Genomic DNA, 24,719 nt, shown 5'->3' on the forward strand with positions numbered 1-24,719 from the left:
GGTCGCCGCCCAGTAGCCGGCGGTCGCCGCCACCACGGCCAGGCTGGCCGCCAGCGCCAGCGCCAGCAGCAGCCGCGTCGCCGCCGGCTGGCCGCGGCCGCGGCGTGCGCGGCGGGCCGAGCGGACGATCCGGCCCAGGTCCTGCTGCATCGCCACCAGCGCCGGCACCACCAGCAGCACCAGCACCATGCCCACGCCCAGCCCGTAGCTGAGCGTGATCACCGTCGGCTTGAGGAACTGCGCCTGCCGGCTGCTTTCGTAGAGCAGCGGCGCCAGCCCCAGCACCGTGGTCAGCGTCGTCAGCAGGATCGGCCGCAGGCGGTCGGCGGCGGCGTCGATGATCGCCGGCACCAGCGCCCGGCCGCGGGCGTATTCGTCGATGGTCGTCACCAGCACGATCGAATCGTTGATGATGATCCCGGTCATGCCGATCAGCCCGACGACCGAGAACATCGACAGCGGCACGTCCCACAGCCAGTGGCCGTAGATCACCCCGATCAGGCCGAACGGGATCACCGACATCACCACCACCGGCCGCCACCAGCTGGCGAAGATCCAGGCCAGGGTCAGGTAGATCCCCAGCAGGCACAGCCCGAAGCCCAGCGCCGCCTCGGACAGGAATTCGCGCTCCTGCTCGGCCAGCCCGGACAGCCGCCACTCGACGCCGTGGCGCGCGGCGATGCCGGGCAGGATCGTCTCGCGCAGCTCGTCGGTGATCGCGGCGGCGCGCTCGGGGTCGTCCTCGGAGACGTCGCCGGAGACGTTCAGCACCCGCAGCCCGTTCTCGCGGCGCACGGTCGAGAACCCCAGCCGCTCGGTCACGGTGACGATGTCGGACAGCTGCACCCAGGCGCCGCCGGGGGCGCGCAGCCGGGTGCGGTCGAGGAAGTCGGCGGTCAGCTCGGCCTCGGGCAGGCCGACCTCGATCTTGCCGGTGCGGGTGCCGACCGGGAACTGCGCCGCCTCGATGCCGTTCAGCCGCTGGCGCAACTCGCGCCCGACGCCGTCGGTGGTGAAGCCCAGCGCGGTGCCCAGCGGGGTCAGCTCCAGCACCATCTCGGTCTTGTCGTAGGCCAGGTTGTCCTCGACCGCGCTGACCTCGGGGAAGCGGGCGACGGCGGTCTTCAACTCCTCCGCCGCCTGCTTGAGCACCTGCGCCTCGGCGCCGAACAGCTGCACGTCCAGCGCGTCGCCGCCGGGCCCCGAGCGCCAGCCGCGGAAGCTGAGGGTCTCCAGCATCGGGTGGCGCACCACCTCGTCCTGCAGCGCGCCGAGGAACTCGAACGAGGAATACGGCCGGAAGTCCGGGTCGATCAGCTCGATCGCGATCGAACCCAGCTGGTCCTCGTCCTTGGTGTCCGCGCCGGCCAGCCCGCGGCCGGTGGTGCCGCCGACCTCGGCCAGCGCGAAGGTGACCGGGTTGGCGCCGTGCTCGGCCTCGTAGCGGGCGGCGACGGCGTCGGTGGCGCGCTGCAACTCGCGGATCATCTCCAGCGTGTCGGCGCGCGAGGCGCCGGGCAGCATGGCGATGTTGCCCGAGATCGACGGCTGCTCGGGGGCGTTGAAGAAGCGCCAGGTGACGTCGCCGCGCAGGAACGCACCGGCCGCCAGCGCCAGCACCACCAGCGCACCGGCCAGCACCGGGTAGCGCAGCCGGATCACCAGCGCCATCAGCGGCCGGAACGCGTGCTGCCGCACCCGGCGGAAGCCGGCGTTGACCGTCCGGCTGGGCCAGTCGTACCAGGCCGCGCCGCGGTCCTGCGCCGCCATCGCGTGCGCCATGTGGTTGGGCAGGATCAGGAAGCATTCCGCCAGCGAGGCGAGCAGCACCATCACCACGGTAAACGGGATGTCGGCGACCAGTTCGCCGAACCGGCCCGAGATCGTGGTCAGCCCGACGAAGGCCAGCACGGTGGTGATGGTCGCCGAGAACACCGGCTGGAACATGCGCCGCGCCGCGTTCTCGGACGCCGCGGCCGGCGCCTCGCCCAGGCGGCGGTGGCGGAAATCGGCGTGCTCGCCGACGACGATGGCGTCGTCGACCACGATCCCCAGGCAGATGATCAGCGCGAACAGCGAGATCATGTTGATCGTCAGCCCGAAGGCGAACATCAGCGCGATCGCGGCCAGCATCGCCACCGGGATGCCGGCGGCGACCCAGAACGCGATCCGCGCCGACAGGAACAGGAACAGCAGCGCCAGCACCAGTCCCAGCCCGACCAGCCCGTTGTCCAGCAGGATGTCCAGCCGGTCGGTGATCGCCTCGGCGCGGGTGCGGATCAGCTCGACCTGCACGCCGTCCGGCAGCAGCGGCTGCAGCTCCTCGGCGACGCGGGCGACGGCGGCCTGCATGGCGATCGCGTCGCCCTGGTCGTTGCGGTCGATGCGCACCGATACCGCCGGGTGCGGGCCCTTGAAATAGGCCCGGCCGCTGTCCGCGCCCACCGCCGTCACCCGGCCGACGTCGCCCACGGTCAGCCGCGCGCCGCCCGGGTCCGAGCGCACCTCGACCGCCGCCACCTCGGCGGCGCTGCGCTTCTCGACGCCGGTGCGCACGCGGGTGTTGCCGCCCGAGACCTCGCCCGCCGGATCGGCCTGCGCCTGCGCGCCGATGGCGTCGGCGACCTCCTGCAGGGACAGATCGTGTCGGATCAGCGACGCCTCGGGCACGTCGACCTCGATCACCGGCGCGGCGATGCCGCGGATCGTGGTGCGGGTGATGCCCTCGCGGAACAGGCGCTGCACGAACTCGTCGGCATAGCGGCCCAGCTGCTCGGGCGAGACCGGCCCCGAGATCACCACGTCGGTCACCCGGTCGCGCCAGCGGGCGCGCTGGATGGTCGGATCCTCGGCGCCCTCGGGCAGGTTGCGCACCGCCTCGACGGCGGCGGTGACCTCGTCCAGCGCGGTCGCCATGTCCCAGTCCGGCTCGAACTCCAGCTCGATTTCGGCACGGCCCTCACGGGCGGTCGATTCGGCCTCGGCGACGCCGTCGACCACCAGCAGCGCCGGCTCCAGCACGCCGACGATGGCGTTGTCGACGTCCTCGGGTCCGGCGCCGTCCCACTGCACCTGCACCCGGATCCGCTCCAGCACCACGTCGGGGAAGAACTGGCTGCGGATCTGCGTGGCGGCGGCGACGCCCAGCGCCACCATCAGCACCAGCACCAGGTTTGCGGCGGTGCGGTGGCGGGTGAAGTAGCCCAGGATGCCGCGGCCGGCGTCGGTTGCGCGAACCACGGCTCAGCCCCCCATCCGGCTTTCCAGCCGCTCGACCACCTCGGCCGGCACCTGCTCGGCGCTGAGCTGCGCCAGCAGCCGGGCCTTGACTTCATCCGGCATGCGGGCGTTGCCCTCGACGAAGGCGATCAGCCGCGCGCGCCGGTCGGCGCTGAGCACCAGCGTCGGCGGCGCCGCCTGCGCGGCGGCGTCGGCGGCGGCGCCGTCCGCGCCGCCCTCGACCGGGCGCACCTTCACGCCCGGGCCCAGCTGCGGCTGCCGCTCGCGCACATAGGTGCGGCCGGCGGGCGCGTCGGCGACGATCACGTCGTCGCCCTGGCGGCGCAGGATGCGCAGCCGCGCGGCCTCCAGCCGGCCGTCGTCGGCCAGCAGCAGCACCTCGCCGTCCGCCGCCACCGCCGCCGCCGGGATCACGGCGACGCCCTGCAGCGGCGGCTCCGGGATCTCGACGGTGACGAAATCGCCCGGCCGCAGCGCCGCCGCGCCGGGACCGTCGAGCCGGGCATAGAGCACGCGCCCGGTCTGGCCGCTGCCGACCTCGGCGCCGACGCGGTCGACGCGCCCGGTGACCTCGATCGGAAAGCCGTCCAGCGGCAGCGTGGCGCGGATGCGGATCTCGCCCAGCTCGCCGGCGCGGCCGACCAGCCGCGCGTATTCCGCGTTCGAGACCCGGAACGCGATCTCCAGCGCCGCGGTGTCGATCAGGCTGCCCAGCTTCTCGTTCGCCGAGACCTGCCCGCCCGGCACCGCCGTGGTCGCGGTCAGCAGCCCGGCGAAGGGCGCGGTGATCGTGGTGTCGTCCAGCGCCCGCTCGGCCTCGCGCAGGGCGATGCCGCGGCGGGTGACCGCGATCCGCGCCTGGTCGGCCTGGGCCTCGGCCTGGGCCAGCGCCTGGCGCCGCCCGACCAGCGCCTGATCGGCCGAGGCCAGCGCGATCTCGGACTCCTCCACCGCCGCGCCGGTGCCGGCGCCGCGGTCGCGGATCGCGCTCTGCCGCTCCAGCGCGCGGGCGCGCAGGTCGCGGCTCTGCTGCGCCGCCGCCAGGTCCTGGCGCGCCAGCTCCAGCGTCTGCTCGGCCTCGACGCGCTGCGCCTCGGCCTCGTCCAGGTCGGCGCGGGCGATGTCCAGCGCGGCGCGGGCGTCGACCGGGTCGATCTGCACCAGCAGCGAGCCGGCGGCGACGCGGCCGCCGTCGCGGTAGGCCTCGGACAGCTTCGACACCCGGCCGGCCGCGCCCGAGCGGATCTCCAGCGTGCGGCCGCTGGCGACCTCGCCGTAGGCGGTGATCACCGGCGTCGCGGTGCCCAGGCTCAGCGTGTCGACATAGACCGCGAACTCGCGCTCGCGCGCGCCGCCGCGCGGGTCGCTGTCATCGGCCTGCTGCAGCGCGCGGAACACGGTGCCCGCCGCCATCGCCAGCAGGCCGAGCGTCAGGCACAGCAGGAACACGCCGGCAAGGGTTCGGGTCAGAAATCGCATGGGTCGTCACGGGTCCGGTTCAAACACGGGCGGGCGGATGGCAAACCCCCGGCCAGCCCCGGTACCCCATCTTACGCAACAGGGTGCGGATCCGGTCGAAAAAATCTCGTCAGTCCGCCAGATAGGCCTCGATCAGCGGCACCAGCGCCGGTACCAGCGGCAGCGCCCGCAACTGCGCCGGGGCGAGGAAGGCGAACCCGGCGCCCTCGCCCAGCCGGATGTCGGCGGGGCCGACGTCGAGCTCGGCCGCGAACACGAACAGCCGGGTGCGCCGGCGCGAGCTGGACTGCACCTGCCCGAACGGGTGCAGCGCAGCGGCGGGCGGGGTCAGCCCGGTCTCCTCCTGCAGCTCGCGCAGCGCCGCCTCCAGCAGCGTCTCGCCGGGCTCGACGCCGCCGCCGAAAAAGCCCCAGCAGCCGGGGTGGGCGACGCCCGGCCGGTGATCGCGCAGCTGCATCAGCTCGCGGCCCTGGCGGTCGCGCACCGCGACCAGCGCGCCGCGCGTGGTGCCGGGGTTCTCGAGCGCACCGTACAGCGGAAACGCCGCCTGCTCGGTCATTTGCGGCGCCGGTGCTCGTCGAGCCGGGGCATGATCTCGACGAAGTTGCAGGGCATGTGGCGGTAGTCCAGCTGGTCGGCGAGGATCCCGTCCCAGGCGTCCCGGCAGGCGCCGGGGCTGCCCGGCAGCGCGAACAGGTAGGTGCCGCCGGCGACCCCGCCGGTGGCCCGGCTCTGCACCGCCGAGGTGCCGATCTTGGCCATCGAGACATGGGTGAAGACGGTGCCGAAGGCGTCGATCTCCTTCTCGTAGACGTCGCGGTGCGCCTCCACCGTCACGTCGCGGCCGGTCAGACCGGTGCCGCCGGTCGAGATCACCACGTCGACGGCCGGATCGGCGATCCAGGCGCGCAGCCGCCCGGCGATCCGCGCGCGCTCGTCGGGCAGGATCGCGCGGTCGGCCAGCACGTGCCCGGCTTCGGTCAGCCGCTCGACCAGCACCTGCCCCGAGCGGTCGTCGGCCTCGGTCCGGCTGTCGGACACGGTCAGCACCGCGATCCGCACCGGCACGAACGCCCGCTCCGGGTTGCGCCGCGCCACGCTCAGACCTCGAACCAGTTCGGCGTCGGGCCGAGGTTGCAGACCCGGGTGCCGCCGATGCTGCCGACCCGGCCCCAGCTGTCATGGACGTGCCCGCACAGCGCCAGCTGCGGGCCGATCCGCTCGATCGCCGCGCGGATCGCGGTCGAGCCGACCGAGGCGCCGGCCGAGGTGGCGTCGGCGATGCCCCTGGGCGGCGAGTGCGTCACCAGGATGTCGGCGCCGCGGCAGGCCTGCAGGGCGGCGGCGGCCTCGTCCTCGGTCAGGTCGCACGACCAGGCGCCGAACGGCGTCACCGGCACGCCGTAGCCGAGGCCGAAGATCCGCACCCCGCCGATGTCGATGGCCTCGCCGTGCAGCACCGCCATGCCCTCGTGCGCCGCCGCGCGCAGCTCGTCGGCGCTTTCGGCGTTGCCGGGCACGAAGAGCATCGGCCGGCGGATGTCGGCCAGCAGCGACATCGCGCCGGCCAGCCCCGCGCGCATGTTGCAGAAGTCGCCGGCGCCGATCACCAGGTCCGCGTCGATGCTGGCGGCAACGATCGCCTCGGCCCGGGCGCGGGAATGATGCAGGTCCGAAAAGGCGAGAATTCTCATGTCAGTCTGTCCTTCAGCGTCAGCAGGTCGGCCCAGGCAAGGCGCTTTCTCGACGGCTCGCGCAGCAGCTTCTCGGGATGGATCATCGGCAGCACCGGCAGGCCCAGCGCCTGCTGCCACTGGCCGCGCAGCCGGGCGAGCCCGGTCGCGGTCTGCAGCACGGCCCGTGCGGGCAACGCGCCCATGACCACCAGCACCTCGGGCGCGGCCAGCGCGATGTGGCGGCGCAGGAACGGCAGCACCGCGGCCAGTTCCTCGTCCGTCGGCGCACGGTTCTGCGGCGGCCGCCAGGGCACGGCGCTGGTGACGTACAGCCCCTGCGCCGGATCGCCGGCGCCGCGGCGCAGGCCGATGGCGGCGAACATCCGGTCCAGCAGCTGCCCGGAGCGACCGACGAAGGGCCTGCCCTGCAGGTCCTCGTCGCGGTCCGGCGCCTCGCCGACGATCATCACCCGCGCTCCGGGCGCGCCGTCGGCGAACACGGTGTTGCGCGCGCCGCGCTTCAGCGCGCAGCCGTCGAACCCTTCGATTGCGGCGCGCAGCGCATCCAGGTCCGGCGCCGCCAGCGCCAGCCGCTCGGCCTCGGCCTCGGCGTCCGGGCGCGCGGCCGCGGGCACCGCGACTGGCACCGCGACTGGCACCGCGACCGGGGCGGCGGTCTGGCCCGGCGCAGCGGCGGGCGGCTCGTAACGGTTCACCGCCGCGTCCAGGATCGCCTCGTCGGCGCCGATCTCGATCTGCCAGGCCAGCGCGGCCAGCGCGTCCTCGGGCGACAGGGATTCGGCGGGAATGCTCATGCGCCCGACCGTAGCGGCGCGCAGCGGGAGTTGGAAGGCCGCCCGCACCGCGCGCCACGGGCCCCGGCCCGCCGGCGGCGGGACGGGGAGAAGGATCGTGGCGCGCCAGCGCCTCCGCCGGATCGGCGGCGGTGGCGCATGCAAAGGTTGTCGCCTCCGCCGGATCGGCGGCGGTGGCGCATGGCAAAGGTTGTCGCCCCCGCCGGCCGTGCTATACCCGCCGCGACCTGCCCGGAAAGGACTGCCGCGCCGATGTTTCCGCACCGCCATCTGCTGGGGATCGAGGGCCTCTCCCCCGCCGACATCACCACGCTTCTCGACCTGGCCGAGACCTATGCCACCGCCAATCGCGGCAGCACCGCGCCCGAGCCGGTGCTCAAGGGCCTCACCCAGATCAACATGTTCTTCGAGGCCTCGACCCGCACCCAGGCCAGTTTCGAGCTGGCCGGCAAGCGGCTGGGCGCGGACGTGATGAACATGGCGATGCAGGCCAGTTCGCTGTCCAAGGGCGAGACGCTGATCGACACCGCGCTGACCCTGAACGCCATGCATCCCGACCTGATCGTCGTTCGCCACCCGCAGTCCGGCGCGGTGAACCTGCTGGCCTCCAAGGTCAATTGCGCGGTGCTGAACGCCGGCGACGGCCGCCACGAGCACCCGACCCAGGCGCTGCTCGACGCGCTGACGATCCGCCGCCGCAAGGGCCGGCTGCACCGGCTGACGGTGGCGATCTGCGGCGACATCGCCCACTCCCGCGTCGCCCGTTCGAACATGATCCTGCTGGGCCTGATGGAGAACCGCGTGCGCCTGGTCGGCCCGAAGACGCTGATGCCCTCGGGCCTCGACCAGATGGTGGCCGAGACTACCGACGACATGCGCGAGGGGCTGAAGGACGCCGACGTGGTGATGATGCTGCGCCTGCAGCGCGAGCGCATGGACGGCGGCTTCATCCCCTCGGAGCGCGAGTACTATCACCGCTTCGGCCTCGATGCGGAAAAGCTGGCCTATGCCAGGCCCGACGCCATCGTCATGCACCCCGGCCCGATGAACCGCGGGGTCGAGATCGACGGCCTGCTGGCCGACGACATCAACCACAGCGTCATCCAGGAACAGGTCGAGATGGGCGTCGCCGTGCGCATGGCCGCGATGGACCTGCTGGCCCGGACCCTGAGGGAGGCGCGCGATGCCTGACCGCCTGATCCTCTCGAACGCCCGCCTGATCGACCCCGAGGCCGGCGAGATCCGCCCCGGCGGCGTCATCCTCGAGGACGGGCTGATCGCCGGGTTCACCGACGCCGCGCCCGAGGGCGCCATCGACTGCCGGGGCAAGTGCCTCGCCCCCGGCATCGTCGATATCGGCGTCAAGATCGGCGAGCCGGGCGAGCGGCACAAGGAAAGCTACCGCACCGCCGGGCAGGCGGCGGCGGCGGGCGGCGTCACCACCGTCGTCACCCGCCCCGACACCACCCCGGTCACCGACACGCCCGAACTGCTGGAATTCGCCTCGCGCCGCGCCGCCGAGGTCGCGCCGGTGCGCGTCCTGCCGATGGCGGCGCTGACCAAGGGCCGCGACGGGCGCGAGATGACCGAGATCGGCTTCCTGCGCGATGCCGGCGCGGTCGCCTTCACCGACGCCGACCGTCCGGTGCGGGACCCGAAGGTGCTGCTGCGCGCGATGCAGTACGCCAGGGGCCTCGACGCGCTGATCATCGCCCACGCGCAGGAGCCGGGGCTGAGCCACGGCGCCTGCATGACCTCGGGGCCGTTCGCGGCCAAGCAGGGTCTGCCCTCGGTCAGCCCGATGGCCGAGCGGATGCAGCTGGAGCGCGACCTCGCGCTGGTCGAGATGACCGGCGTGCGCTACCACGCCGACCAGGTGACCTGCGCGCCGGGGATCGCGGCGATCCGCCGCGCCAAGGCGCAGGGGCTGGACGTGACCGCCGGCACCTCGGTCCATCACCTGACGCTGAACGAGTTCGACGTCGGGGACTACCGCACCTTCTTCAAGGTCAAGCCGCCGCTGCGCTCCGAATCCGATCGGATGGAAACCGTGCAGGCGCTGGCCGACGGGGTGATCGACATCGTCAGCTCGATGCACACGCCGCAGGACGAGGAAAGCAAGCGCCTGCCGTTCGAGGCCGCCGCCTCGGGCGCGGTCGGGCTGGAGACGCTGCTGCCCGCCTGCCTGCAGCTGGTCCACGCCGGGCATATCGATCTGCCGCACCTGTTCCGCGCACTGGCGCTGAACCCGGCGCGGCGGCTGGGCCTGCCCGTCGGGCGGCTGGCGGTCGGCGCGCCCGCCGACCTGGTGCTGTTCGATCCGGACACGCCGTTCATCCTCGACCGCGGCACGCTGCGCTCGAAGTCCAAGAACACCCCCTATGACGGGCGGCGGATGCAGGGACGGGTGCTGCTGACGCTGGCCGGCGGCCGCGTGGTCTTCGACCGGAGCGCGGCATGAGCTGGCTGCTGGCGGCCCTCGGCGGCTATCTTCTGGGCGCGGTGCCGTTCGGCCTGGTCATCACCCGCGCGCTGGGGCTGGGCGATCTGCGCAGGATCGGCTCGGGCAACATCGGCGCGACCAACGTGCTGCGCACCGGTCACAAGGGCGCGGCGCTGGCGACGCTGGTCCTGGACAGCGGCAAGGGCGCCGCCGCGGTGCTGCTGGCGCTGTGGCTGGCGCCCGCGGCCGCGTCGGTGGCGGGCGTTGGTGCCTTTCTTGGCCACCTGTTCCCGGTCTGGCTGGGCTTCAGGGGCGGCAAGGGCGTCGCGACCTACCTCGGCATCCTGCTGGCGCTGGCGCCGCTGGCGGGGCTGGCGACCTGCGCGACCTGGCTGCTGACCGCGCTGATCTTCCGGATCTCGTCGCTGGCTGCGCTGGTCGCGGCGACGCTGGCCCCGGTCTGGATGCTGATCCTCGGCAGCCCGCGCGAGGCGGCGGCGGCGCTGGTGATGGCGGCGCTGATCTGGTGGACCCACCGCGCCAACCTGGCGCGGCTGCGCGCCGGCACCGAGCCGCGCATCGGAAACGCCGGCAAGCGGTCCTGAACACATTGCAAATTCGGCAGGTTTCGTGCCAATTTCGGGACATAACAAGCAGACCGGCAGTTCGGGGGCAGAGCGCGATGGGCATGGGCACGGCAGTGATGAGCTGTCTGGAGAAGTTCCTGATCTTCGGCGGCCGCGCCACGCGGGCCGAGTTCTGGTGGTTCTACCTGTTCACCGTGATCGCCGGCGTCCTGGCGGTGCCGCTGGAGATCTTTCTCGAGACCAAGATGATCACCACCGGCGTCGGCGTAGCGTTCCTGCTGCCGACGCTGGCGGCGGGCTCGCGCCGGCTGCACGACACCGGGCGGCCGGGCTGGCTGCTGGCGATCCCGTTCCTGGCGCTGCCGCTTTACGCGGTCGGCCCGGCGGCGTTCGGCACCGGGCTGCTGTTCGGCATCGCGGTGTTGGTGCTGCTGCTGTGCATGCCCGGCCAGCGGGGCGCGAACCGCTACGGCCCGGACCCGAAGCTGGCGCCGGATCTGGACGCGTTCTGAGCTAGTAGCTGCACTCGGCGTAGATCCGCTCCAGATCGCCGTCCCAGGCGCCGCGGTACATCTCCAGCAGCTCGTCCGCGGGGGTGCGGCCGGTGTCGACGATCTCGTGCAGCGCGTTCAGGAAATGCGTCTCGTCGGGGATCAGCCCGCCGGCGCCGGGCCGCGCCCGCGCCACCAGCCCGGCCTTCGCCAGCGTCAGCACCTCGGCCGCCAGATCCTGCATCGACCGGCCGCGGATCTGCGCCTTCAGGCCCAGCTTCGCCGCGTCGCGGCGCAGCGCGTCGCGCTCCTCGGCGGTCCAGTCCCGGACCAGGTCCCAGGCCGCGTCCAGCGACGGCTGGCTGTAGAGCAGCCCGACCCACAGCGCCGGCAGCGCGCACAGCCGCCGCCACGGGCCGCCGTCGGCGCCGCGCATCTCCATGAACTTCTTGATCCGGGCCTCGGGGAAGATCGTGGTCAGGTGATCCGCCCAGTCGCTCAGCGTCGGCTTCTCGCCCGGCAGCGCCGGCAGTTCGCCCTTCAGGAAATCGCGGAAGCTCTGGCCCAGCGCGTCGATGTACCTGCCGTCGCGGTAGACGAAGTACATCGGCACATCCAGCGCGTAGTCGACGTACCGCTCGAACCCCATGCCGTCCTCGAACACGAACGGCAGCATGCCGGTGCGGTCGGCGTCCAGATCCTGCCAGATCCGGCCGCGCCAGCTTTGCCAGCCATTGGGCCTGCCCTCGAGGAACGGCGAGTTCGCGAACAGCGCCGTCGCCACCGGCTGCAAGGCCAGCGCGACGCGGAACTTCTGCACCATGTCGGCCTCGGAGCCGAAGTCCAGGTTCACCTGCACGGTGCAGGTCCGGTACATCATCTGCGTGCCCAGGCTGCCGACCTGCCCCATGTAGCGGGTCATCAGCTTGTAGCGGCCCTTGGGCATCATCGGCATCTGCTCGTGGGTCCAGATCGGCGCCGCGCCCAGGCCGATGAAGGCGGCGCCGATCCCGTCGCCGATCTGCTTCACCTCGCGCAGGTGCTGGTTCACCTCGTCGCAGGTCTCGTGGATCGTCTCCAGCGGCGCGCCCGACAGTTCAAGCTGTCCGCCGGGCTCGAGGCTGACGTTGGCGCCGTCCTTCTGCAGGCCGATCAGCTTGCCGGCCTCCTCGACCGGGCTCCAGCCGAAGCGGTCGCGCAGCCCCGACAGCATGGCGTGGATCGAGCACGGCCCCTCGTAGGGCAGCGGCAGGTGCTTTTCCAGGCAATAGCCGAACTTCTCGTGCTCGGTGCCGATGCGGAACTCGGCTTCGGGCTTGCAGCCGGATTCCAGGTACGCCGCAAGCTGCGCATAATCCTCGATCGGTCCGCCGCCGGACTGGGGTATCGACATGCCTGCGGCCTTTCCGCGGTTGACTTGATGAAGTGCCTAGTGCTTCCCGATGGGGCGCGCAACCCGCGTCCCCGTCAGCTTCCCCGGATCGGAGCGTTTCCAGACGGTGAACGATCCGTCGCGGTCGAGCGCGGCGGACGCCAGGTCGATCCGCAATCCGGGCAGCGCGGCGAACAGGTCGATCAGCCGCTCGGCGCCGCGCGCGCCCAGCGGCACCTGCACCGGCGGGCCGTCGTCATGGTGCAGCACCCAGGCGCGGGTGCCGTCGCGGCGCGGCACCATCTCCAGCCGCGACAGCGCGCCCAGATCGACGAACCGGCCGCCCTCGGGCGCGTAATAGCCGATCCGCGCCTCGGTGATGTCGACCACCCCCACCGCCAGCGCGGCGCCGGAAAACCGCGCCCGCCGCAGCCAGGCCAGCAGCCCCATCGCGCCGACGGCGGCGATGCCGGCGCCGGCCAGAACCGCCACCCAGCCGCCCGAGACCGCGCCGCGCCAGGCCAGCCACAGGCCCGGCAGCGCCGCGGCCGCCCACAGCACCGGCTCCAGCCAGCGCCGCAGCCGCGCGCGCACCTCGGGGCGGATGCCGCTCATGGGCCGGCACCGTCCAGCGGGTGCCAGGGCAGATCGTCGCCGTCCCGGCGCGGATCGTAGGGCGCGCGGAGCGGCGCGAACGCCATGTCGGTCAGATCGCGGATCAGCCGCTCGCCCTGATAGAGCCGCCCGCCCTCGGTGCGATAGCCGGCCAGCGGGTCCGGGGCCGCCTCCTCCCCCTCCTCGCCGCGCAGCCGTGCCAGGTCCGCGGGGCGGAAGTTCACCCGGCGCCCGTCGGCATGGGCGAAGCCCAGCGTGTTGTCGCCCGCAGGCGGCACCTCGAACACCTGCTCCAGCCCCTCGGCGCGGCGCAGGCGGTCGCGGTTCCCGGTCGCGCCGTAGACGACGTAGCGGGTATCGTCCAGGAACCGCCCGCCCTGGCCGTAGCCGAGGCCGTCGCCATAAAGCGCCAGCGCCGTCAGCCAGGGCGGCCGGCAGATCACCGTGTACCAGTAGCCGACGTCGGCGCCGCGGCGGTCGTGGCGCCCGGTCAGGTAGATCATGTGCCGCCCGTCCGGCGACAGCGAGCAGTCCTCGGGGCGGATCACCCCCTTCAGCCACTGGCCGTCCTCGAAGCTGTCGTCGGCGCGGTCCCACAGGATGCAGCGCACCTGCCTGGACGGGCCGCGCCGCAGGATCACCGTGCGGGTGCTGACGGCGGCCGGGACAAGCCCCAGCGAGCATTGCGCCGGCGTGTTCATCGCCAGTCCCCCAGCGCGACCTGCCAGGCGGTGATCGCGGCGGCGGCGGCGGTGTCGGCGCGCAGCACGCGCGGGCCCAGCGTCACCGGCAGCACGCCGGGATGCGCGCGCAGCGCCGCGGCCTCGTCCGGGGAAAAGCCGCCCTCGGGTCCGATCAGGATCGCCCAGGGGCCGCGCGCCTGCCCGGCCAGCGCCTCGGCCACGGGCCGGGCGGTGCGGGCCTCGTCGCAGAACATCAGCCGCCGGCCGCCGGGCCAAGCCGCCAGCACCTCGGCCAGCTTCGCCGGCGCGTCGACCGCCGGGACATAGGTGCCGCCGCACTGCTCGGCGGCCTCGACGGCATGGGCCTGCAGCCGGTCGGTGCGCACCCGCTCGGCATTGGTGAACCGGGTCAGCACCGGGCGGATCCGGGCCGCGCCCAGCTCGGTTGCCTTCTCGACGATGAAATCGGTGCGCGCCTTCTTGATCGGCGCGAACAGCAGCCACAGGTCGGGCGGGTCCTGCTGCGGCGCGGTCTGCGCCTCGACGCGCAGGCTGACGCGCTTCTTCGCCGCCGCCGCGATCACCGCGCGCCACTCGCCGTCGCGACCGTTGAACAGCGCCACCTCGTCGCCGGCGCCGCGGCGCATCACCCCGGTCAGGTAATGCGCCTGCGCCGCCAGCTCCAGCTCGGCCCCGGCGCCGAGGGGTGCGTCCACATAAAGCCTGATTTTCGGCGACCGGTCTGTCATAACGCCCTCATGATCGACCGAGACCCTATATCCGATAGCGCCCCGGACGGAAGGGTGGCCGACGCCGCCGACCGCAACTGGGTGGACCGCCACGCGCCCGCGGCGAGCCGGCCGTTCCTGCGCCTGTCGCGCGCCGACCGCCCGATCGGCACCTGGCTGCTGCTGCTGCCGTGCTGGTGGGGGCTGATGCTGGCGATCGCTGCCGACCCGGCGGGCGCGCGGCCGGCCGATCTGTGGTTCGTCGTCGCCTTCGCGCTGGGCGCGGTGCTGATGCGCGGCGCCGGCTGCACCTGGAACGACCTGGCCGACCGCGACATCGACGCGGCGGTGGCGCGGACCCGCTCGCGGCCGCTGCCCTCGGGGGCGGTCACGCCGCGCGCGGCGGTCCTGTGGCTGGGCCTGCAATGCCTGCTGGCGTTCGGCATCCTGCTGACCTTCAACACCTTCACCATCGTGCTGGCCTGCGCCGCGCTGGTGTTCGTGGCGATCTACCCGTTCGCCAAGCGCTTCACCTGGTGGCCGCAGGTCTTCCTCGGGCTGGCGTTCAACTGGGGCGCGCTGGTGGGCTGGGCGGCGCACACCGGCAGCCTGGGCTGGCCGCCGCTGGTGCTCTATCTTGCGGGCATCGCGTGGACGCTGTTCTACGACACGATCTACGCGCACCAGGACGCCGAGGACGACGCGCTGATCGGGGTGAAATCCACCGCCCGGCTGTTCGGGCGCAACTCGCCGCGCTGGCTGTTCGGCTTCCAGGTCGCCGCGGTCTGCCTGCTGGCGGTGGCGGCGGTGCTGGCGCTGGCGCCGCGCGGCGGGCTGGCGCTGCTGGCGGGGATCGGCGGCGCATGGGCGTTCGGCTGGCACCTGGCCTGGCAGCTGCGGCAGCTGGACATCGACGACGGGCCGACCTGCCTGCGGCTGTTCCGCTCGAACCGCGAGGCCGGGCTGCTGCCGGTGGCGGGCTTCGGCTTCGCGCTGCTGCTGGCCGCGGTCGCTTGAACCGGCCCGCCGCAGCGAATAGTGTGCGCGCGCACTCGGATCACCGGAGGACACCGCGTTGCCGACACGGGCAGCCATCTATTACGCGATAGCGGCGGGCATCGGTGCGGCTGGCGCCAGCGCCCTGGCCGCCACCGGCGGCGTCGCCCTGTTCGAGGCGCAGACCCGCGCGCATCTTGAATCCACACTGGAATCCGCCGATTCCTGGCTGTCGATCGCGGTCGACGGCACCACCGTGATCCTGTCCGGCGAGGCCCCCGACGTCGCCGCGCGGCGCGCCGCCCTGACCCGGCTGGGCGCGGTGCGCAACGGGCTGGTGATGATCGATGCCACCAGCAGCGGCACCGGCGCCACCGCGCCGCAGGATGCGACGAAACCCGCGCCGCTGGCCGACGTGGCGCTGCGCATCCTTCTGAACGGCGACGAGATCACCCTGATCGGCGAAATTCCGCGTCCCTCCGGCGACGACCCGCTGGCGCCGCTGACCGGCCGCCGCGGCGCCGCCGTCACCGACATGACGCTGCCCGCCGAGGGCCGGGTGCCGGAGGCCTGGGCGCCGGCGCTGGCGCTGGCGCTGGACGCCGCCGGCGCGCTGCACCGCGGCCAGGTCTCGGTCCGCCCGGGCGAGGTGGTGATCGACGGCACCGTGGCCGAGCCCGGCGCCCGCGACAACGCGCTGGCGCGGCTGGCCGCCGAACGCCCGCGCGGCACCCGCCTGCTGGCCCGGCTGAGCGCCCCGCGCGAAGTCATCGCGCCGTTCCCGTTCACCGCGCGGCTGCAGGCCGACGGCACGCTGCTGGTCGAGGACTGCGCCGCGCCGGACGACGCGGCGGCCGCGGCGATCCGCGCCCGTGCCGCCGAGCTGGGCACCGAGATCGACTGCCGGATCGGCCTGGGCGCCCCGTCCGAGGCCTGGCCCGAGGCGGTGCTCGCCGCGCTCGACACGCTGTCCGGGCTGGGCGGCGGCAGCCTCGAGATGGCCGACAGCGACGTGCGGCTGACCGGCCCCGCCGGGCTGGCCCCGGCCCGCTTCGCCGACCGCGCCGAGGCGCTGACCGCGGCGCTGCCGCCGGCCTACGCACTGACCGCGACGCTGCCGCCGCCCGACCGCGAGCGCGGCCCCGCCGACGTGCAGCCGCCGCAATTCTCTGCCGTCCGCTCCGAGGACGGCGCGGTGCGGATGCGGGGCGATCTGTTCGCGGACAAGCTGCAGGAGCAGGCGCTGGTGCTGGCCGAGGCGCATTTCGGTTTCGACACCGTCGTCGACGAGACCGAGCCGCGCGCCGACCTGCCCGCCGGCTGGTCCGCCCGCGTCGTCGCCGGGCTCGAGGCGCTGGGCCGGCTGCAGCACGGCCAGCTCGAGATCACCGAGGACGAGATCTTCGTCACCGGCACCTCGGCCTCGGAAAAGGTCGAGGACGAGGTCCGCGCGGTGCTGGCCGCGCGCCTGCCCGACGACGCCGCGACCCGGCTGGAGCTGTTCGTCTCCGAGGACCTGTCGGTGGCCAACTCCATCGCCCTGCCCGGCGAGCTGTGCGCCGAGCAGATCTCTCTGATGCTGGAGGGCGACCAGATCCTGTTCCCGCCGGGCGAGACCGGGATCTCGGAAGAGAGCCTGCCGTCGATCGACCGCATCGCCGAAGTGCTGAAGAAGTGCCCCGGCGCGCGCTTCGAGATCGAGGGCCACACCGACAGCCAGGGCCGCGAATCCTCGAACATGGCGCTCAGCCAGACGCGGGCCGAGGCGGTGCTGGCGGCGTTGCTGGAGCGCGGCGTCGACATGGTGTTCCTCTACGCCACCGGCTATGGCGAGACCCGTCCGATCGCCGACAACGGCACCGAGGAAGGCCGTGCGCAGAACCGCCGCATCGCCTTCAGCCTCCGGACCGAGCAGGACGACGCCGCCGACGTTCCGGTCTCGGACGCCGGCGACGGCAGCGTGATGGCCGAGGGCGCCGCGCAGGCGCCCGGCGACGACACGGTGACCACCCGCGCCTCGGCGGGGCCGACCCCGATCGTCGAGTCCACCACCGCCGAAACCGCGGACGGGGATGTCGCGCGCACCGCGCTGTCGGTCGCCGACGAGACGCTGGACGGCTCCGGCGACGAGGCGGACGCCGACGAGCAAGCTGCCGGAGCGGGCGACACGGACCCCGACGGGATCAGCGACCATTCCGAGTTTCACGCAGCGGCCGGGCCGGACGCGACGACGGACGAAACACCGGATGAAACACCGGATGCTGAGGCCGAAACCGGCACCGAGGCGGACGCGCCCACCGATACCGACGAGGCGGCGCATGACACCGGCGACGTCGGACCGGGCCGGCCCCGCGCCCGGCCCGAAGACCTGCCCGCCGTCGACTAGGACAAAGCCATGGACCGTATCCAGCTGACCCTTATGGTGACCCTCGCGCTGTTCTGCGCCATGGGCGTCGGCTGGCTGCTGCGCTGGGGCTACGATCTGCTGAACCCGCCGCCGCCGCCCGAGCCGAAGGACGACAGCGAATGGGCCGAATACGCCCGCGCCTGCGAGGCCGGGAAGGTCGAGGCCGAACAGCGCCTGGCCGAGCTGGAGCGCGATCTCGGCAACAAGCTGGTGCAGGTGCAGGCCGAACTGGTCGCGGCGATGGATGGGCTGGGAGATTCCCGCCGCTACGTGCAGGAACTGGAGGCGCGGCTGGCCGAGCAGCCCCGCCCCGCCCCCGGGGCCGAGGCGACGAAGCAGGCGGATCCCGGCGGCGAGGGCCGCAGCGAGCCGGGCTGAGCGGGAACCGGCACGCAGGCGGCGGCGCTACCAGCGGCGCAGCGCGTCCTCGTCGGTGTCGCGCGCGTCGACCCAGCGGCCGCCGTCCGGCGTCGCCTCCTTCTTCCAGAACGGTGCCCGGCTTTTCAGGTAGTCCATCAGGAACTCGGCCGCGGCGAAGGCGTCGCCGCGGTGCGGGGCGGCGGTCGCGACCATCATGATCTGCTCGCCCGGATGCAGCAGCCCGTAGCGGTGGACGATCAAGCTGGCCTGCAGCGACCAGCGTTCCACCGCCTGCGCCTCGATCCCGGCCAGCGCTTTCTCGGTCATGCCGGGGTAGTGCTCCAGCTCCATGCCGGCGATCGGCTGGCCCTTGGCGGTGCCGCGCACCAGACCCGAAAAGCTGACCAGCGCGCCGATGTCGTCGCGCCCGGCGCGCAGCGCGGCCAGCTCGGCGCCGATGTCGAAATCCTCGCGCTGGACCCGGACCGCCATGCTCAGCCCCCGGTCATCGGCGGGAAGAACGCGACCTCGCGCACGCCCTTCAGCGGGGCATCCAGCGGCGACAGCTCCTGGTCCAGCGCCACGCGGATCGCGCTCATGTCGGCGAAAGCGACGGCATAGCGCTCCTCGCGGGCCTTCAGCTCCTCGACCAGCTCGGCCACGGTGGCGGCGTCGGTGTCGATGCGCTCCTTCGGCAGGCCGATGCGCTCGCGCACCCAGGCGAAATAGAGTACGTCCATCTCAGCCCTCCTTCGGGGTCAGGAACGGCAGCGCCTTGCGGAAGTAGTCGATGCCGGTGATCAGCGTCAGCACCCCCGCGATCCAGATCGTCGCCACCCCCGCGGCCGACGCCGCCTGCGATATCCAGAGCGCGCGGCGCAGGCCGAACTCGTCGTCGGCGGCCCCGGCCAGCACCGCGGCTTCGCCCTCGGGGCCGATCTGGTTGTAGATCGCCAGGTAATCATATTCGAAGATCTCGGCCAGCATCAGCAGCGGAATCGCCACCATCTGCACCGTGGTCTTCCACTTCGCCAGCCTGGTCACCGCCAGCTTGCCGGCGTCCGCGCCCAGGTACTCGCGCAGGCCCGAGACGAACACCTCGCGAAACAGGATCATCGCCGCCGGGATCAGCACCCAGGGGTTCAGCCCGCTCAGCCCCATCAGCACCGCCAGCGCGATGACGACCATCGCCTTGTCGGCGATCGGGTCCAGCATCCGGCCGAAGGCGCTGACCTGGCCCCAGCGGCGCGCCAGCCAGCCGTCGAAATAGTCGGTCAGCGCCGCGCCGACGAACAGCGCCAGCGCCACCCAGTCCGCCACCGGGCTGGGCAGGACCACGAACACCAGCGCGAAGGCGGGGGCCGCCAGCAGGCGCAGGACGGTCAGCACGTTGGGAATTGTATTCAGCATACCCCGGCTTATCGCGCGGACGCGGGCAAATGCCAAGCGCCCCCCTTCCCCTGCGCCCGCGGCCTGGTGTAGCGAGAACCCCGAGCCAACCGAAGGAGCCAGTCTTGCGCCCCACCGCCCCCGGACGTTTCGTCCTCTATGTCTCGTTGATCGCCGCCCTCGCCGCCGCGCTGACGATCTTTGGCCTGCTGCCGGTCTACGTCGCGGGACTGGGCGGCGCGAAGCTGGCGCTGATCGCCTACGGCATCCTGCTGGCGGGGGTGCTGGTCCGCGCGCTCTAGCCGCCCTTGTCGTGGAAATGGGCATAGATCGTCTCGGCCAGCGCGTCCGAGATGCCGTCGACCACCTTCAGGTCCGCCAGCCCGGCGCGTGAGACCGCCTTGGCCGAGCCGAAATGCGCCAGCAGCGCGCGCTTGCGGGTCGCGCCCACCCCCGGCACGTCGTCCAGCGGCGTGGCGCTGATCGCCTTGGCGCGCCTGGCGCGATGCGCGCCGATGGCGAAGCGGTGCGCCTCGTCGCGCAGGCGCTGGATGAAGTACAGTACCGGGTCACGGTAGGGCAGCGCCCTGGGCCGCTGGCCGGGGCGGTAGAACTCCTCCTTGCCGGCGTCGCGGTCCACGCCCTTGGCGACGCCGATCACGGCGATGTCCTCGATGCCCATCTCGTGCATCACCTTGTCGACGGCGGCGACCTGCCCGGGCCCGCCGTCGATCAGCAGCAGGTCGGGCCAGGCGTCGGTCTCGCGGTCCGGGTCCTCCTTCATCAGCCGCGCCAGCCGCCGCTCCAGCACCTCGCGCATCATGCCGAAGTCGTCGCCCGGGGTCAGATCCTTCGAGCGGATGTTGAACTTGCGGTACTGCGACTTCAGGAACCCTTCGGGTCCGGCGACGATCATCGCGCCGACGGCGTTGGTGCCCTGGATGTGCGAGTTGTCGTAGACCTCGATCCGCTGCGGCGGGCCGTCCAGATCGAACGCCGCGGCCAGCCCGTCCAGCAGCCGCGCCTGGCTGGCGCTTTCGGCCATCTTGCGGGCCAGCGCCTCGCGCGCGTTGCGCAGCGCCGAGTCGACCAGCTGCGCCTTCTCGCCGCGCTGTGGCACGCCGATCGTCACCTTGCGCCCGGCAGCCGCGCCCAGCGCCTGCGCCACCAGGTCGGCGTTGTCGACCGGGTGGCTGAGCAGCACCAGCCGCGGCGGGGTCTTGCCGTCGTAGAACTGGGTCAGGAACGCCTCCAGCACCTCGCCCGGCCCGGTGCCGGCGGCGAGCCGCGGAAAGTAGGAGCGGTTGCCCCAGTTCTGGTTGGCGCGGATGAAGAACACCTCGACGCAGGCCTGGCCGCCGTCCTGGTGCAGGGCGACGACGTCGGCCTCGGCGACGCCGGCGGGGTTCACGCCCTGGGTCGACTGCACCTGGGTCAGCGCACGGATCCGGTCGCGCAGCGCGGCGGCGCGCTCGAACTCCATCGCGTCCGAGGCGGCCTGCATCTCGGCCGCCAGCTTGGCCTGCACGGTGGTGGTGCGCCCCTCCAGAAAGCGCCGTGCGTCCGCCAGGTCCCTGGCGTAGTCCGCTTCGCTGATCCGCCCCACGCAGGGCGCCGAGCAGCGCTTGATCTGGTGCAGCAGGCAGGGCCGGGTGCGGCTTTCGAACATCGAGTCCGAGCAGTTGCGCAGCAGGAACGCCTTCTGCAGCTGGTTCAGCGTCCGGTTCACCGCGCCGGCGCTGGCGAACGGGCCGTAATAGCTGCCCCTGTCGCGCTTCATTCCGCGGTGCTTCTTGATCGGCGGGAACGGGTGGTCGCCGGGGATCAGGATGTTCGGAAAGCTCTTGTCGTCGCGCAGCAGCACGTTGTAGCGCGGCTTGAGCTGCTTGATCAGGTTCTGCTCCAGCAGCAGCGCCTCGGTCTCGGTCTCGGTCGACAGGAACATCATCGACGCGGTGGCCGCGATCATCCGTCCGATCCGGGCCGAGTGCCCGGTCGGCTTGGCATAGCTCGCCACCCGCTTCTTCAGGTTCCGCGCCTTGCCGACGTACAGCACCGCACCCTGCGCATCGAGCATCCGGTAGACGCCCGGCCCGTGGCCCAGGTTGCGCACGTACTCTGCGATCACCCTGTGGCCGACTCTCCCCTTGATTGCAGGGGCGTCGGCGCTGTCGTCCTTGAACTCGGGGCGCTGCGGTTCATCTTGCATTTGTTCGTACCGTCGTGATTCTGTCACCGGCTGCTATTTCGGGTTCTCGATTTCAAGACAAAAGCTTTCCACCAAACCTGTGGATAACGCTGGGAACAACTGCCGGGCAACGTCGGAATTCGCCGAGATATAAGGGGCTCAGACGGTTTGCCCAAAAAATAGGCACTCTCGCAAGATATTGAAAACAAATGGAATAATTTTCGTTCTCGGGTCGTTCCGGGAAATTGTTCAAGGATATATAACACTTATGTGAGAATTCTGAGACCGGTGGAAAACGAACGCTCGACGCCGCGCCGCGCCGGCTAGGGGCCGGCTTCCCCGGCCCCGGCCGAAGCGTGGCTTTGCGGTCACTCCACGCCCAGAACATCGGCAGTGCGCCATCCCAGGTGTTGCCCTCCGTCCAGACACAGCAATTGCCCGGTCAGCCCGGGCGAGTCGAGGATGAACCCCAGCGCGCGGCAGATCTCGTCCGGGTCCGAGCCGCGGCCGAGGATCGTCGCGCCGCGCTGGCCGCGGAAATGCGCGTCGCTCTGCCGGGCGCCCTGCAGCGTCGGCCCGGGGCCGATGCCGTTCACCCGGATGTCCGGCGCCAGACCCTGCGCCGCGGTCCGGGTCAGCGTCCACAGCCCGGCCTTGGCCAGGGTGTAGGTGGCGAAATGCGGCGTCAGCTTGCGCACCCGCTGGTCGATCATGTTGACCACCGCGCCGCTGGCCACCGGCTCGCCGTTCGCGTCCCGCGCCGCTTTCGGGCATTGCGCGGCGAACGCCTGGGTCAGGAACAACGGCGCCTTCAGGTTCGACCCCAGGTGCCGGTCCCAGCTGTCCAGCGAGGCGCTCTTGACGGTGTCGTGCTCGAAGATCGAGGCGTTGTTGACCAGCACTGTCAGCGGCGCACCCAGGGCGGCGGCGGCGCGCGGCACCAGCGCGGCGACCGCCGCATCGTCCAGCAGATCGGCCTGCAACGGCTCGGCGCGCACCCCCAGCGCCCGCGCCGCGGCGGCGGTGTCCTCGGCCTCGGCGGCGCTGGTGGCGTAGTGGATCGCCACGTCGTGGCCGCGGCGCGCCAGCTCCAGCGCCATGGCGCGGCCCAGCCGCCGCGCCGCGCCGGTGACAAGGGCTGCTCCGGTCATCGGCTTTCTCCGTTCCGCTTCAGAACAGCACCACTATGTAGGCGCCGTACGCCACAAGAAAGCCCACGCCGACGCGGCGGCCCAGCTTGACCCCCGAGATCGCGAACGGCGCCAGCGCCAGCGCCGCCGCCAGCATCACCCAGATGTCCAGCCGCAGCATGCTGTCCGGCACCGCCAGCGGGCCGAACAGGCTGGCGATGCCCATGATCGCCAGGATGTTCAGCAGGTTCGAGCCGATCACGTTGCCCAGCGCGACATCGGCCTGGCGCCGTATCGCCGCCATCACCGTGGTCGCCAGTTCGGGCAGCGAGGTGCCGACCGCGACCAGCGTCAGGCCGATCACCTCCTCGGAGACGCCCATGTCGATCGCCAGCGCCCGCGCCGCGTCGACCAGGATGTCGGCGCCGATCGGCAGCGCGACGATGCCCGCCACGATGTAGGCAGCGGCGCGGGCGTTCGACATCGCCGCCGCCCTGGCCGGGTCCAGATCCTCGGGCAGCCCGCGCGACTTCCGCGCCGAGCGCGCCATCCGCACCAGCACCGCCACCAGCAGCACCAGCAGCAGCGCGCCGTGCCAGACCGACAGCGGCCCGAGGTACAGCAGCGCCATGAACACCAGCGTCACCGCCACCATCTGGTAGAAGCTGTCGCGCGTGTCCAGGTCGCTGGTATAGAGCCGGCTGATCAGCGCCGGCACCCCCAGCACCAGGAACACGTTGGCGATGTTCGAGCCGATCACGTTGCCCAGCGCCAGCCCCGGCGCATCCTCGAGCGCGGCCTTGATCGCGATCAGCAGCTCGGGCGCCGAGGTGCCGAAGGCGACGATGGTCAGGCTGACCAGCAGCGGCGGCACGCCCAGGTGCAGGCTGGCGGCGACCGCGCCGCGCACCAGCACGTCGCCCGCGACGATCAGGATCACCAGGCCGGCGACGGCCAGAACCAGGTCCATGGGTCTACTTCCGTTGGCGGGCCCCGCCCGTCGGCCGGGCGCGGGCGGTCATCGCTTCGTCTGGCACGGGCACGGCCCCTTGCCCGGCGTGTAGGCGCCGCACTCGGGGCACTTGCGCGCCGCTGCCAGCTTGCCGCCGCGGCGCCGGCCGGGCAGCCGCGGCAGCCGCAGCTTGCCGAACATCGCCAGCACCGCCATGGCGATCAGGAACAGCAGGACGGCGCGGACGATCATCGCTCAGACCCCGAACCGGGCCCAGGCGGCGCGGTCCTCGACCGCGCCGATCAGGTCCGGCGCCGCGACCCCCAGGCGACTGAGCAGGCCGCGCTTCGGCTTGCTCACCTTGAACCGGGTCTTGTCGCCAAAAAGCGCCTTCATCTTCGGCACCAGGTGGGCGATGCCGTCGGCCAGCCCCAGCTCGACCGCGCGGCCGCCGATGAAGATGTCGCCGGTGAACAGGTCGGCGTCGGCCAGGCGGGCGCCGCGGCGGGTCTTGACGTGGTCGATGAAGATGCCGTGCAGGTCCTGCTGCAATTGCTTCAGGCGGACGATGTCGCGCTCGCGCTCGGGGCGGAACGGGTCGAGGATGCTCTTGTCCTCGCCGGCGGTGTAGACGCGCCGCTCGATGCCGTGGCGGGCGATGAATTCGTGCAGGCCGAAGGTGGCGGTGATCACCCCGATCGAGCCGACGATCGAGCCCGCGTCGACGTAGATCTCGTCCGCCGCGGTCGCCAGCCAGTAGCCGCCCGAGGCGGCGACGTCCTCGCAGAAGGCGTAGACCCTGACGCCCTTCTCGTCCGCCAGCCGGCGGATCCGGGCGGCGATCAGCGCCGACTGCACCGGCGAGCCGCCGGGCGAGTTGATCTGCAGCGCCACCGCCGGGGGCTTGCCCCGGAACGCGCGCTCGATCGCGCTGGCGACGACGGAATCGTTGATCGCGCTGCCGCCCGGCCGGGCGGAGGCGCCGATCACGCCCTCGAGCCGGATCACCGGCACCAGCGGACGTTTGGAAAAGGGGTTCCTGACCATTGCAGGGGATGTAGGGCCTGCCGCGCGGCCCCGCAAGCCGCTTGTCGGGGCCGCGGGCCGCACCGGGGGCGATTGGCGCGCGCTGGGAAACGGTTTCCGCACGCATCTTCGGTTGGCCGGG

Annotated in this window: 25 protein-coding genes and 1 pseudogene; 8 read left to right on the forward strand and 18 right to left on the reverse strand. The window is 72.5% G+C overall.

All coding sequences use genetic code 11. From position 1 onward, the window contains the following. From GE300_RS17165 to GE300_RS17190, 6 genes are all read right to left on the reverse strand, one after another. On the reverse strand, positions 1-3,240 hold a 3,240-nt coding region (locus tag GE300_RS17165), incomplete at its 3' end, for an efflux RND transporter permease subunit (RefSeq protein ID WP_325063294.1). Positions 3,241-3,243: 3 nt separating this feature from the next. Further along, positions 3,244-4,719 (reverse strand): efflux RND transporter periplasmic adaptor subunit, encoded by a 1,476-nt coding sequence (locus GE300_RS17170; RefSeq protein WP_154448319.1) that lies wholly within the window; start codon positions 4,717-4,719, stop codon positions 3,244-3,246. A gap of 109 nt (positions 4,720-4,828) precedes the next feature. Continuing rightward, positions 4,829-5,278, reverse strand: a complete 450-nt coding sequence (locus GE300_RS17175) for an NUDIX hydrolase (protein ID WP_154448321.1) — start codon at positions 5,276-5,278, stop codon at positions 4,829-4,831. Beyond that, entirely contained in the window at positions 5,275-5,817 is a 543-nt protein-coding gene (moaB, locus tag GE300_RS17180; protein WP_325063295.1) for a molybdenum cofactor biosynthesis protein B, read from the reverse strand. Before moaB ends, GE300_RS17175 begins: the two co-directional genes overlap by 4 nt. Before the next feature lie 2 nt (positions 5,818-5,819). Continuing rightward, positions 5,820-6,413, reverse strand: a complete 594-nt coding sequence (locus GE300_RS17185) for a metallophosphoesterase family protein (protein WP_154448325.1) — start codon at positions 6,411-6,413, stop codon at positions 5,820-5,822. Further along, a complete protein-coding gene (locus tag GE300_RS17190; protein ID WP_154448327.1) occupies positions 6,410-7,210 on the reverse strand; it encodes a uracil-DNA glycosylase in 801 nt (266 codons plus the stop codon). The genes GE300_RS17185 and GE300_RS17190 overlap by 4 nt, the downstream gene beginning before the upstream one ends. Before the next feature lie 252 nt (positions 7,211-7,462). Here GE300_RS17190 and GE300_RS17195 point away from each other — a divergent pair, with 252 nt between their 5' ends. The 4 genes from GE300_RS17195 to GE300_RS17210 all read left to right on the forward strand — a co-directional run bounded on the left by GE300_RS17195 (position 7,463) and on the right by GE300_RS17210 (position 10,752). After that, complete coding sequence (locus GE300_RS17195; protein WP_154448329.1) at positions 7,463-8,401, forward strand: aspartate carbamoyltransferase catalytic subunit; 939 nt, start codon at positions 7,463-7,465, stop codon at positions 8,399-8,401. Beyond that, complete coding sequence (gene pyrC, locus GE300_RS17200; RefSeq protein ID WP_154448331.1) at positions 8,394-9,671, forward strand: dihydroorotase; 1,278 nt, start codon at positions 8,394-8,396, stop codon at positions 9,669-9,671. Before GE300_RS17195 ends, pyrC begins: the two co-directional genes overlap by 8 nt. Further along, positions 9,668-10,258, forward strand: a complete 591-nt coding sequence (gene plsY / locus GE300_RS17205) for a glycerol-3-phosphate 1-O-acyltransferase PlsY (protein WP_154448333.1) — start codon at positions 9,668-9,670, stop codon at positions 10,256-10,258. Before pyrC ends, plsY begins: the two co-directional genes overlap by 4 nt. Before the next feature lie 83 nt (positions 10,259-10,341). Then, positions 10,342-10,752 (forward strand): DUF805 domain-containing protein, encoded by a 411-nt coding sequence (locus GE300_RS17210; protein ID WP_233417135.1) that lies wholly within the window; start codon positions 10,342-10,344, stop codon positions 10,750-10,752. 1 nt (position 10,753) lies between these two features. Here GE300_RS17210 and GE300_RS17215 read toward each other — a convergent pair whose 3' ends face one another. From GE300_RS17215 to GE300_RS17230, 4 genes are read right to left on the reverse strand one after another with little or no spacing between them, the layout of a single operon-like run. Further along, complete coding sequence (locus GE300_RS17215; RefSeq protein ID WP_154448337.1) at positions 10,754-12,124, reverse strand: glutamate--cysteine ligase; 1,371 nt, start codon at positions 12,122-12,124, stop codon at positions 10,754-10,756. A gap of 36 nt (positions 12,125-12,160) precedes the next feature. Continuing rightward, positions 12,161-12,718 carry a hypothetical protein gene (locus tag GE300_RS17220; RefSeq protein WP_154448339.1) on the reverse strand — a complete coding sequence of 186 codons (558 nt, stop codon included), beginning with the start codon at positions 12,716-12,718 and terminating at the stop codon, positions 12,161-12,163. Beyond that, positions 12,715-13,419, reverse strand: coding sequence for a hypothetical protein (locus GE300_RS17225; protein ID WP_154448341.1), 705 nt, complete (start codon positions 13,417-13,419; stop codon positions 12,715-12,717). The genes GE300_RS17220 and GE300_RS17225 overlap by 4 nt, the downstream gene beginning before the upstream one ends. Continuing rightward, positions 13,416-14,150 carry a 16S rRNA (uracil(1498)-N(3))-methyltransferase gene (locus GE300_RS17230; protein WP_154448343.1) on the reverse strand — a complete coding sequence of 245 codons (735 nt, stop codon included), beginning with the start codon at positions 14,148-14,150 and terminating at the stop codon, positions 13,416-13,418. The genes GE300_RS17225 and GE300_RS17230 overlap by 4 nt, the downstream gene beginning before the upstream one ends. A gap of 9 nt (positions 14,151-14,159) precedes the next feature. Here GE300_RS17230 and ubiA point away from each other — a divergent pair, with 9 nt between their 5' ends. From ubiA to GE300_RS17245, 3 genes are read left to right on the forward strand one after another with little or no spacing between them, the layout of a single operon-like run. Next, a complete protein-coding gene (ubiA, locus tag GE300_RS17235) occupies positions 14,160-15,146 on the forward strand; it encodes a 4-hydroxybenzoate octaprenyltransferase (RefSeq protein WP_233417136.1) in 987 nt (328 codons plus the stop codon). A gap of 58 nt (positions 15,147-15,204) precedes the next feature. Further along, on the forward strand, positions 15,205-17,511 hold the full coding sequence (locus tag GE300_RS17240; protein ID WP_154448347.1) for an OmpA family protein: 2,307 nt from the start codon (positions 15,205-15,207) through the stop codon (positions 17,509-17,511). Between the two features lie 9 nt (positions 17,512-17,520). Next, positions 17,521-17,910 (forward strand): hypothetical protein, encoded by a 390-nt coding sequence (locus GE300_RS17245; protein WP_154448349.1) that lies wholly within the window; start codon positions 17,521-17,523, stop codon positions 17,908-17,910. Positions 17,911-17,937: 27 nt separating this feature from the next. Here the strand turns inward: GE300_RS17245 and GE300_RS17250 are convergent, their stop codons facing one another. Genes GE300_RS17250 through pgsA form a run of 3 tightly spaced genes read right to left on the reverse strand, consistent with a single transcriptional unit; the run spans position 17,938 to position 19,302 of the window. Further along, the gene (locus tag GE300_RS17250) at positions 17,938-18,384 is read right to left on the reverse strand and encodes a molybdenum cofactor biosynthesis protein MoaE (RefSeq protein WP_154448351.1); all 447 of its coding nucleotides are present in this window, start codon (positions 18,382-18,384) and stop codon (positions 17,938-17,940) included. 2 nt (positions 18,385-18,386) lie between these two features. Continuing rightward, positions 18,387-18,632 carry a molybdopterin converting factor subunit 1 gene (gene moaD, locus GE300_RS17255; protein ID WP_154448353.1) on the reverse strand — a complete coding sequence of 82 codons (246 nt, stop codon included), beginning with the start codon at positions 18,630-18,632 and terminating at the stop codon, positions 18,387-18,389. A 1-nt stretch (position 18,633) separates the two neighbouring features. Continuing rightward, on the reverse strand, positions 18,634-19,302 hold the full coding sequence (gene pgsA / locus GE300_RS17260) for a CDP-diacylglycerol--glycerol-3-phosphate 3-phosphatidyltransferase (protein WP_154448355.1): 669 nt from the start codon (positions 19,300-19,302) through the stop codon (positions 18,634-18,636). Between the two features lie 104 nt (positions 19,303-19,406). Between pgsA and GE300_RS17265 the strand changes: the two genes are divergently transcribed. Beyond that, positions 19,407-19,583 carry a hypothetical protein gene (locus GE300_RS17265; RefSeq protein ID WP_154448357.1) on the forward strand — a complete coding sequence of 59 codons (177 nt, stop codon included), beginning with the start codon at positions 19,407-19,409 and terminating at the stop codon, positions 19,581-19,583. On the opposite strand, the gene uvrC is transcribed toward GE300_RS17265, so the two are convergent. The 5 genes and pseudogenes from uvrC to GE300_RS17290 form a co-directional block, all read right to left on the reverse strand. After that, on the reverse strand, positions 19,580-21,490 hold the full coding sequence (gene uvrC, locus GE300_RS17270; RefSeq protein ID WP_154448359.1) for an excinuclease ABC subunit UvrC: 1,911 nt from the start codon (positions 21,488-21,490) through the stop codon (positions 19,580-19,582). The two genes, GE300_RS17265 and uvrC, sit on opposite strands and share 4 nt — an antisense overlap. Before the next feature lie 347 nt (positions 21,491-21,837). Further along, positions 21,838-22,626: pseudogene (locus GE300_RS17275) on the reverse strand (SDR family oxidoreductase); the annotation flags it as partial. A 13-nt stretch (positions 22,627-22,639) separates the two neighbouring features. Beyond that, positions 22,640-23,569, reverse strand: coding sequence for a calcium/sodium antiporter (locus GE300_RS17280; protein ID WP_154448363.1), 930 nt, complete (start codon positions 23,567-23,569; stop codon positions 22,640-22,642). A gap of 48 nt (positions 23,570-23,617) precedes the next feature. After that, a complete protein-coding gene (locus GE300_RS17285) occupies positions 23,618-23,803 on the reverse strand; it encodes a hypothetical protein (RefSeq protein ID WP_154448366.1) in 186 nt (61 codons plus the stop codon). Positions 23,804-23,806: 3 nt separating this feature from the next. Then, positions 23,807-24,598 (reverse strand): S49 family peptidase, encoded by a 792-nt coding sequence (locus GE300_RS17290; protein WP_154448368.1) that lies wholly within the window; start codon positions 24,596-24,598, stop codon positions 23,807-23,809. Positions 24,599-24,719: the final 121 nt, after the last annotated feature.

Source organism: Halovulum marinum (assembly GCF_009697225.1).
Classification (GTDB): domain Bacteria; phylum Pseudomonadota; class Alphaproteobacteria; order Rhodobacterales; family Rhodobacteraceae; genus Halovulum; species Halovulum marinum.

Excerpts from the sequence above, each read along its gene's own strand:
- GE300_RS17170 (WP_154448319.1), bottom strand. The coding sequence starts at position 4,719 with ATGCGATTTCTGACCCGAACCCTTGCCGGCGTGTTCCTGCTGTGCCTG.
- GE300_RS17175 (WP_154448321.1), bottom strand. The coding sequence starts at position 5,278 with ATGACCGAGCAGGCGGCGTTTCCGCTGTACGGTGCGCTCGAGAACCCC.
- GE300_RS17185 (WP_154448325.1), bottom strand. The coding sequence starts at position 6,413 with ATGAGAATTCTCGCCTTTTCGGACCTGCATCATTCCCGCGCCCGGGCC.
- GE300_RS17190 (WP_154448327.1), bottom strand. The coding sequence starts at position 7,210 with ATGAGCATTCCCGCCGAATCCCTGTCGCCCGAGGACGCGCTGGCCGCG.
- GE300_RS17195 (WP_154448329.1), top strand. The coding sequence starts at position 7,463 with ATGTTTCCGCACCGCCATCTGCTGGGGATCGAGGGCCTCTCCCCCGCC.
- pyrC (WP_154448331.1), top strand. The coding sequence starts at position 8,394 with ATGCCTGACCGCCTGATCCTCTCGAACGCCCGCCTGATCGACCCCGAG.
- plsY (WP_154448333.1), top strand. The coding sequence starts at position 9,668 with ATGAGCTGGCTGCTGGCGGCCCTCGGCGGCTATCTTCTGGGCGCGGTG.
- GE300_RS17210 (WP_233417135.1), top strand. The coding sequence starts at position 10,342 with ATGGGCACGGCAGTGATGAGCTGTCTGGAGAAGTTCCTGATCTTCGGC.
- GE300_RS17215 (WP_154448337.1), bottom strand. The coding sequence starts at position 12,124 with ATGTCGATACCCCAGTCCGGCGGCGGACCGATCGAGGATTATGCGCAG.
- GE300_RS17220 (WP_154448339.1), bottom strand. The coding sequence starts at position 12,718 with ATGAGCGGCATCCGCCCCGAGGTGCGCGCGCGGCTGCGGCGCTGGCTG.
- GE300_RS17225 (WP_154448341.1), bottom strand. The coding sequence starts at position 13,419 with ATGAACACGCCGGCGCAATGCTCGCTGGGGCTTGTCCCGGCCGCCGTC.
- GE300_RS17230 (WP_154448343.1), bottom strand. The coding sequence starts at position 14,150 with ATGACAGACCGGTCGCCGAAAATCAGGCTTTATGTGGACGCACCCCTC.
- ubiA (WP_233417136.1), top strand. The coding sequence starts at position 14,160 with ATGATCGACCGAGACCCTATATCCGATAGCGCCCCGGACGGAAGGGTG.
- GE300_RS17245 (WP_154448349.1), top strand. The coding sequence starts at position 17,521 with ATGGACCGTATCCAGCTGACCCTTATGGTGACCCTCGCGCTGTTCTGC.
- GE300_RS17250 (WP_154448351.1), bottom strand. The coding sequence starts at position 18,384 with ATGGCGGTCCGGGTCCAGCGCGAGGATTTCGACATCGGCGCCGAGCTG.
- moaD (WP_154448353.1), bottom strand. The coding sequence starts at position 18,632 with ATGGACGTACTCTATTTCGCCTGGGTGCGCGAGCGCATCGGCCTGCCG.
- pgsA (WP_154448355.1), bottom strand. The coding sequence starts at position 19,302 with ATGCTGAATACAATTCCCAACGTGCTGACCGTCCTGCGCCTGCTGGCG.
- uvrC (WP_154448359.1), bottom strand. The coding sequence starts at position 21,490 with ATGCAAGATGAACCGCAGCGCCCCGAGTTCAAGGACGACAGCGCCGAC.
- GE300_RS17280 (WP_154448363.1), bottom strand. The coding sequence starts at position 23,569 with ATGGACCTGGTTCTGGCCGTCGCCGGCCTGGTGATCCTGATCGTCGCG.
- GE300_RS17285 (WP_154448366.1), bottom strand. The coding sequence starts at position 23,803 with ATGATCGTCCGCGCCGTCCTGCTGTTCCTGATCGCCATGGCGGTGCTG.
- GE300_RS17290 (WP_154448368.1), bottom strand. The coding sequence starts at position 24,598 with ATGGTCAGGAACCCCTTTTCCAAACGTCCGCTGGTGCCGGTGATCCGG.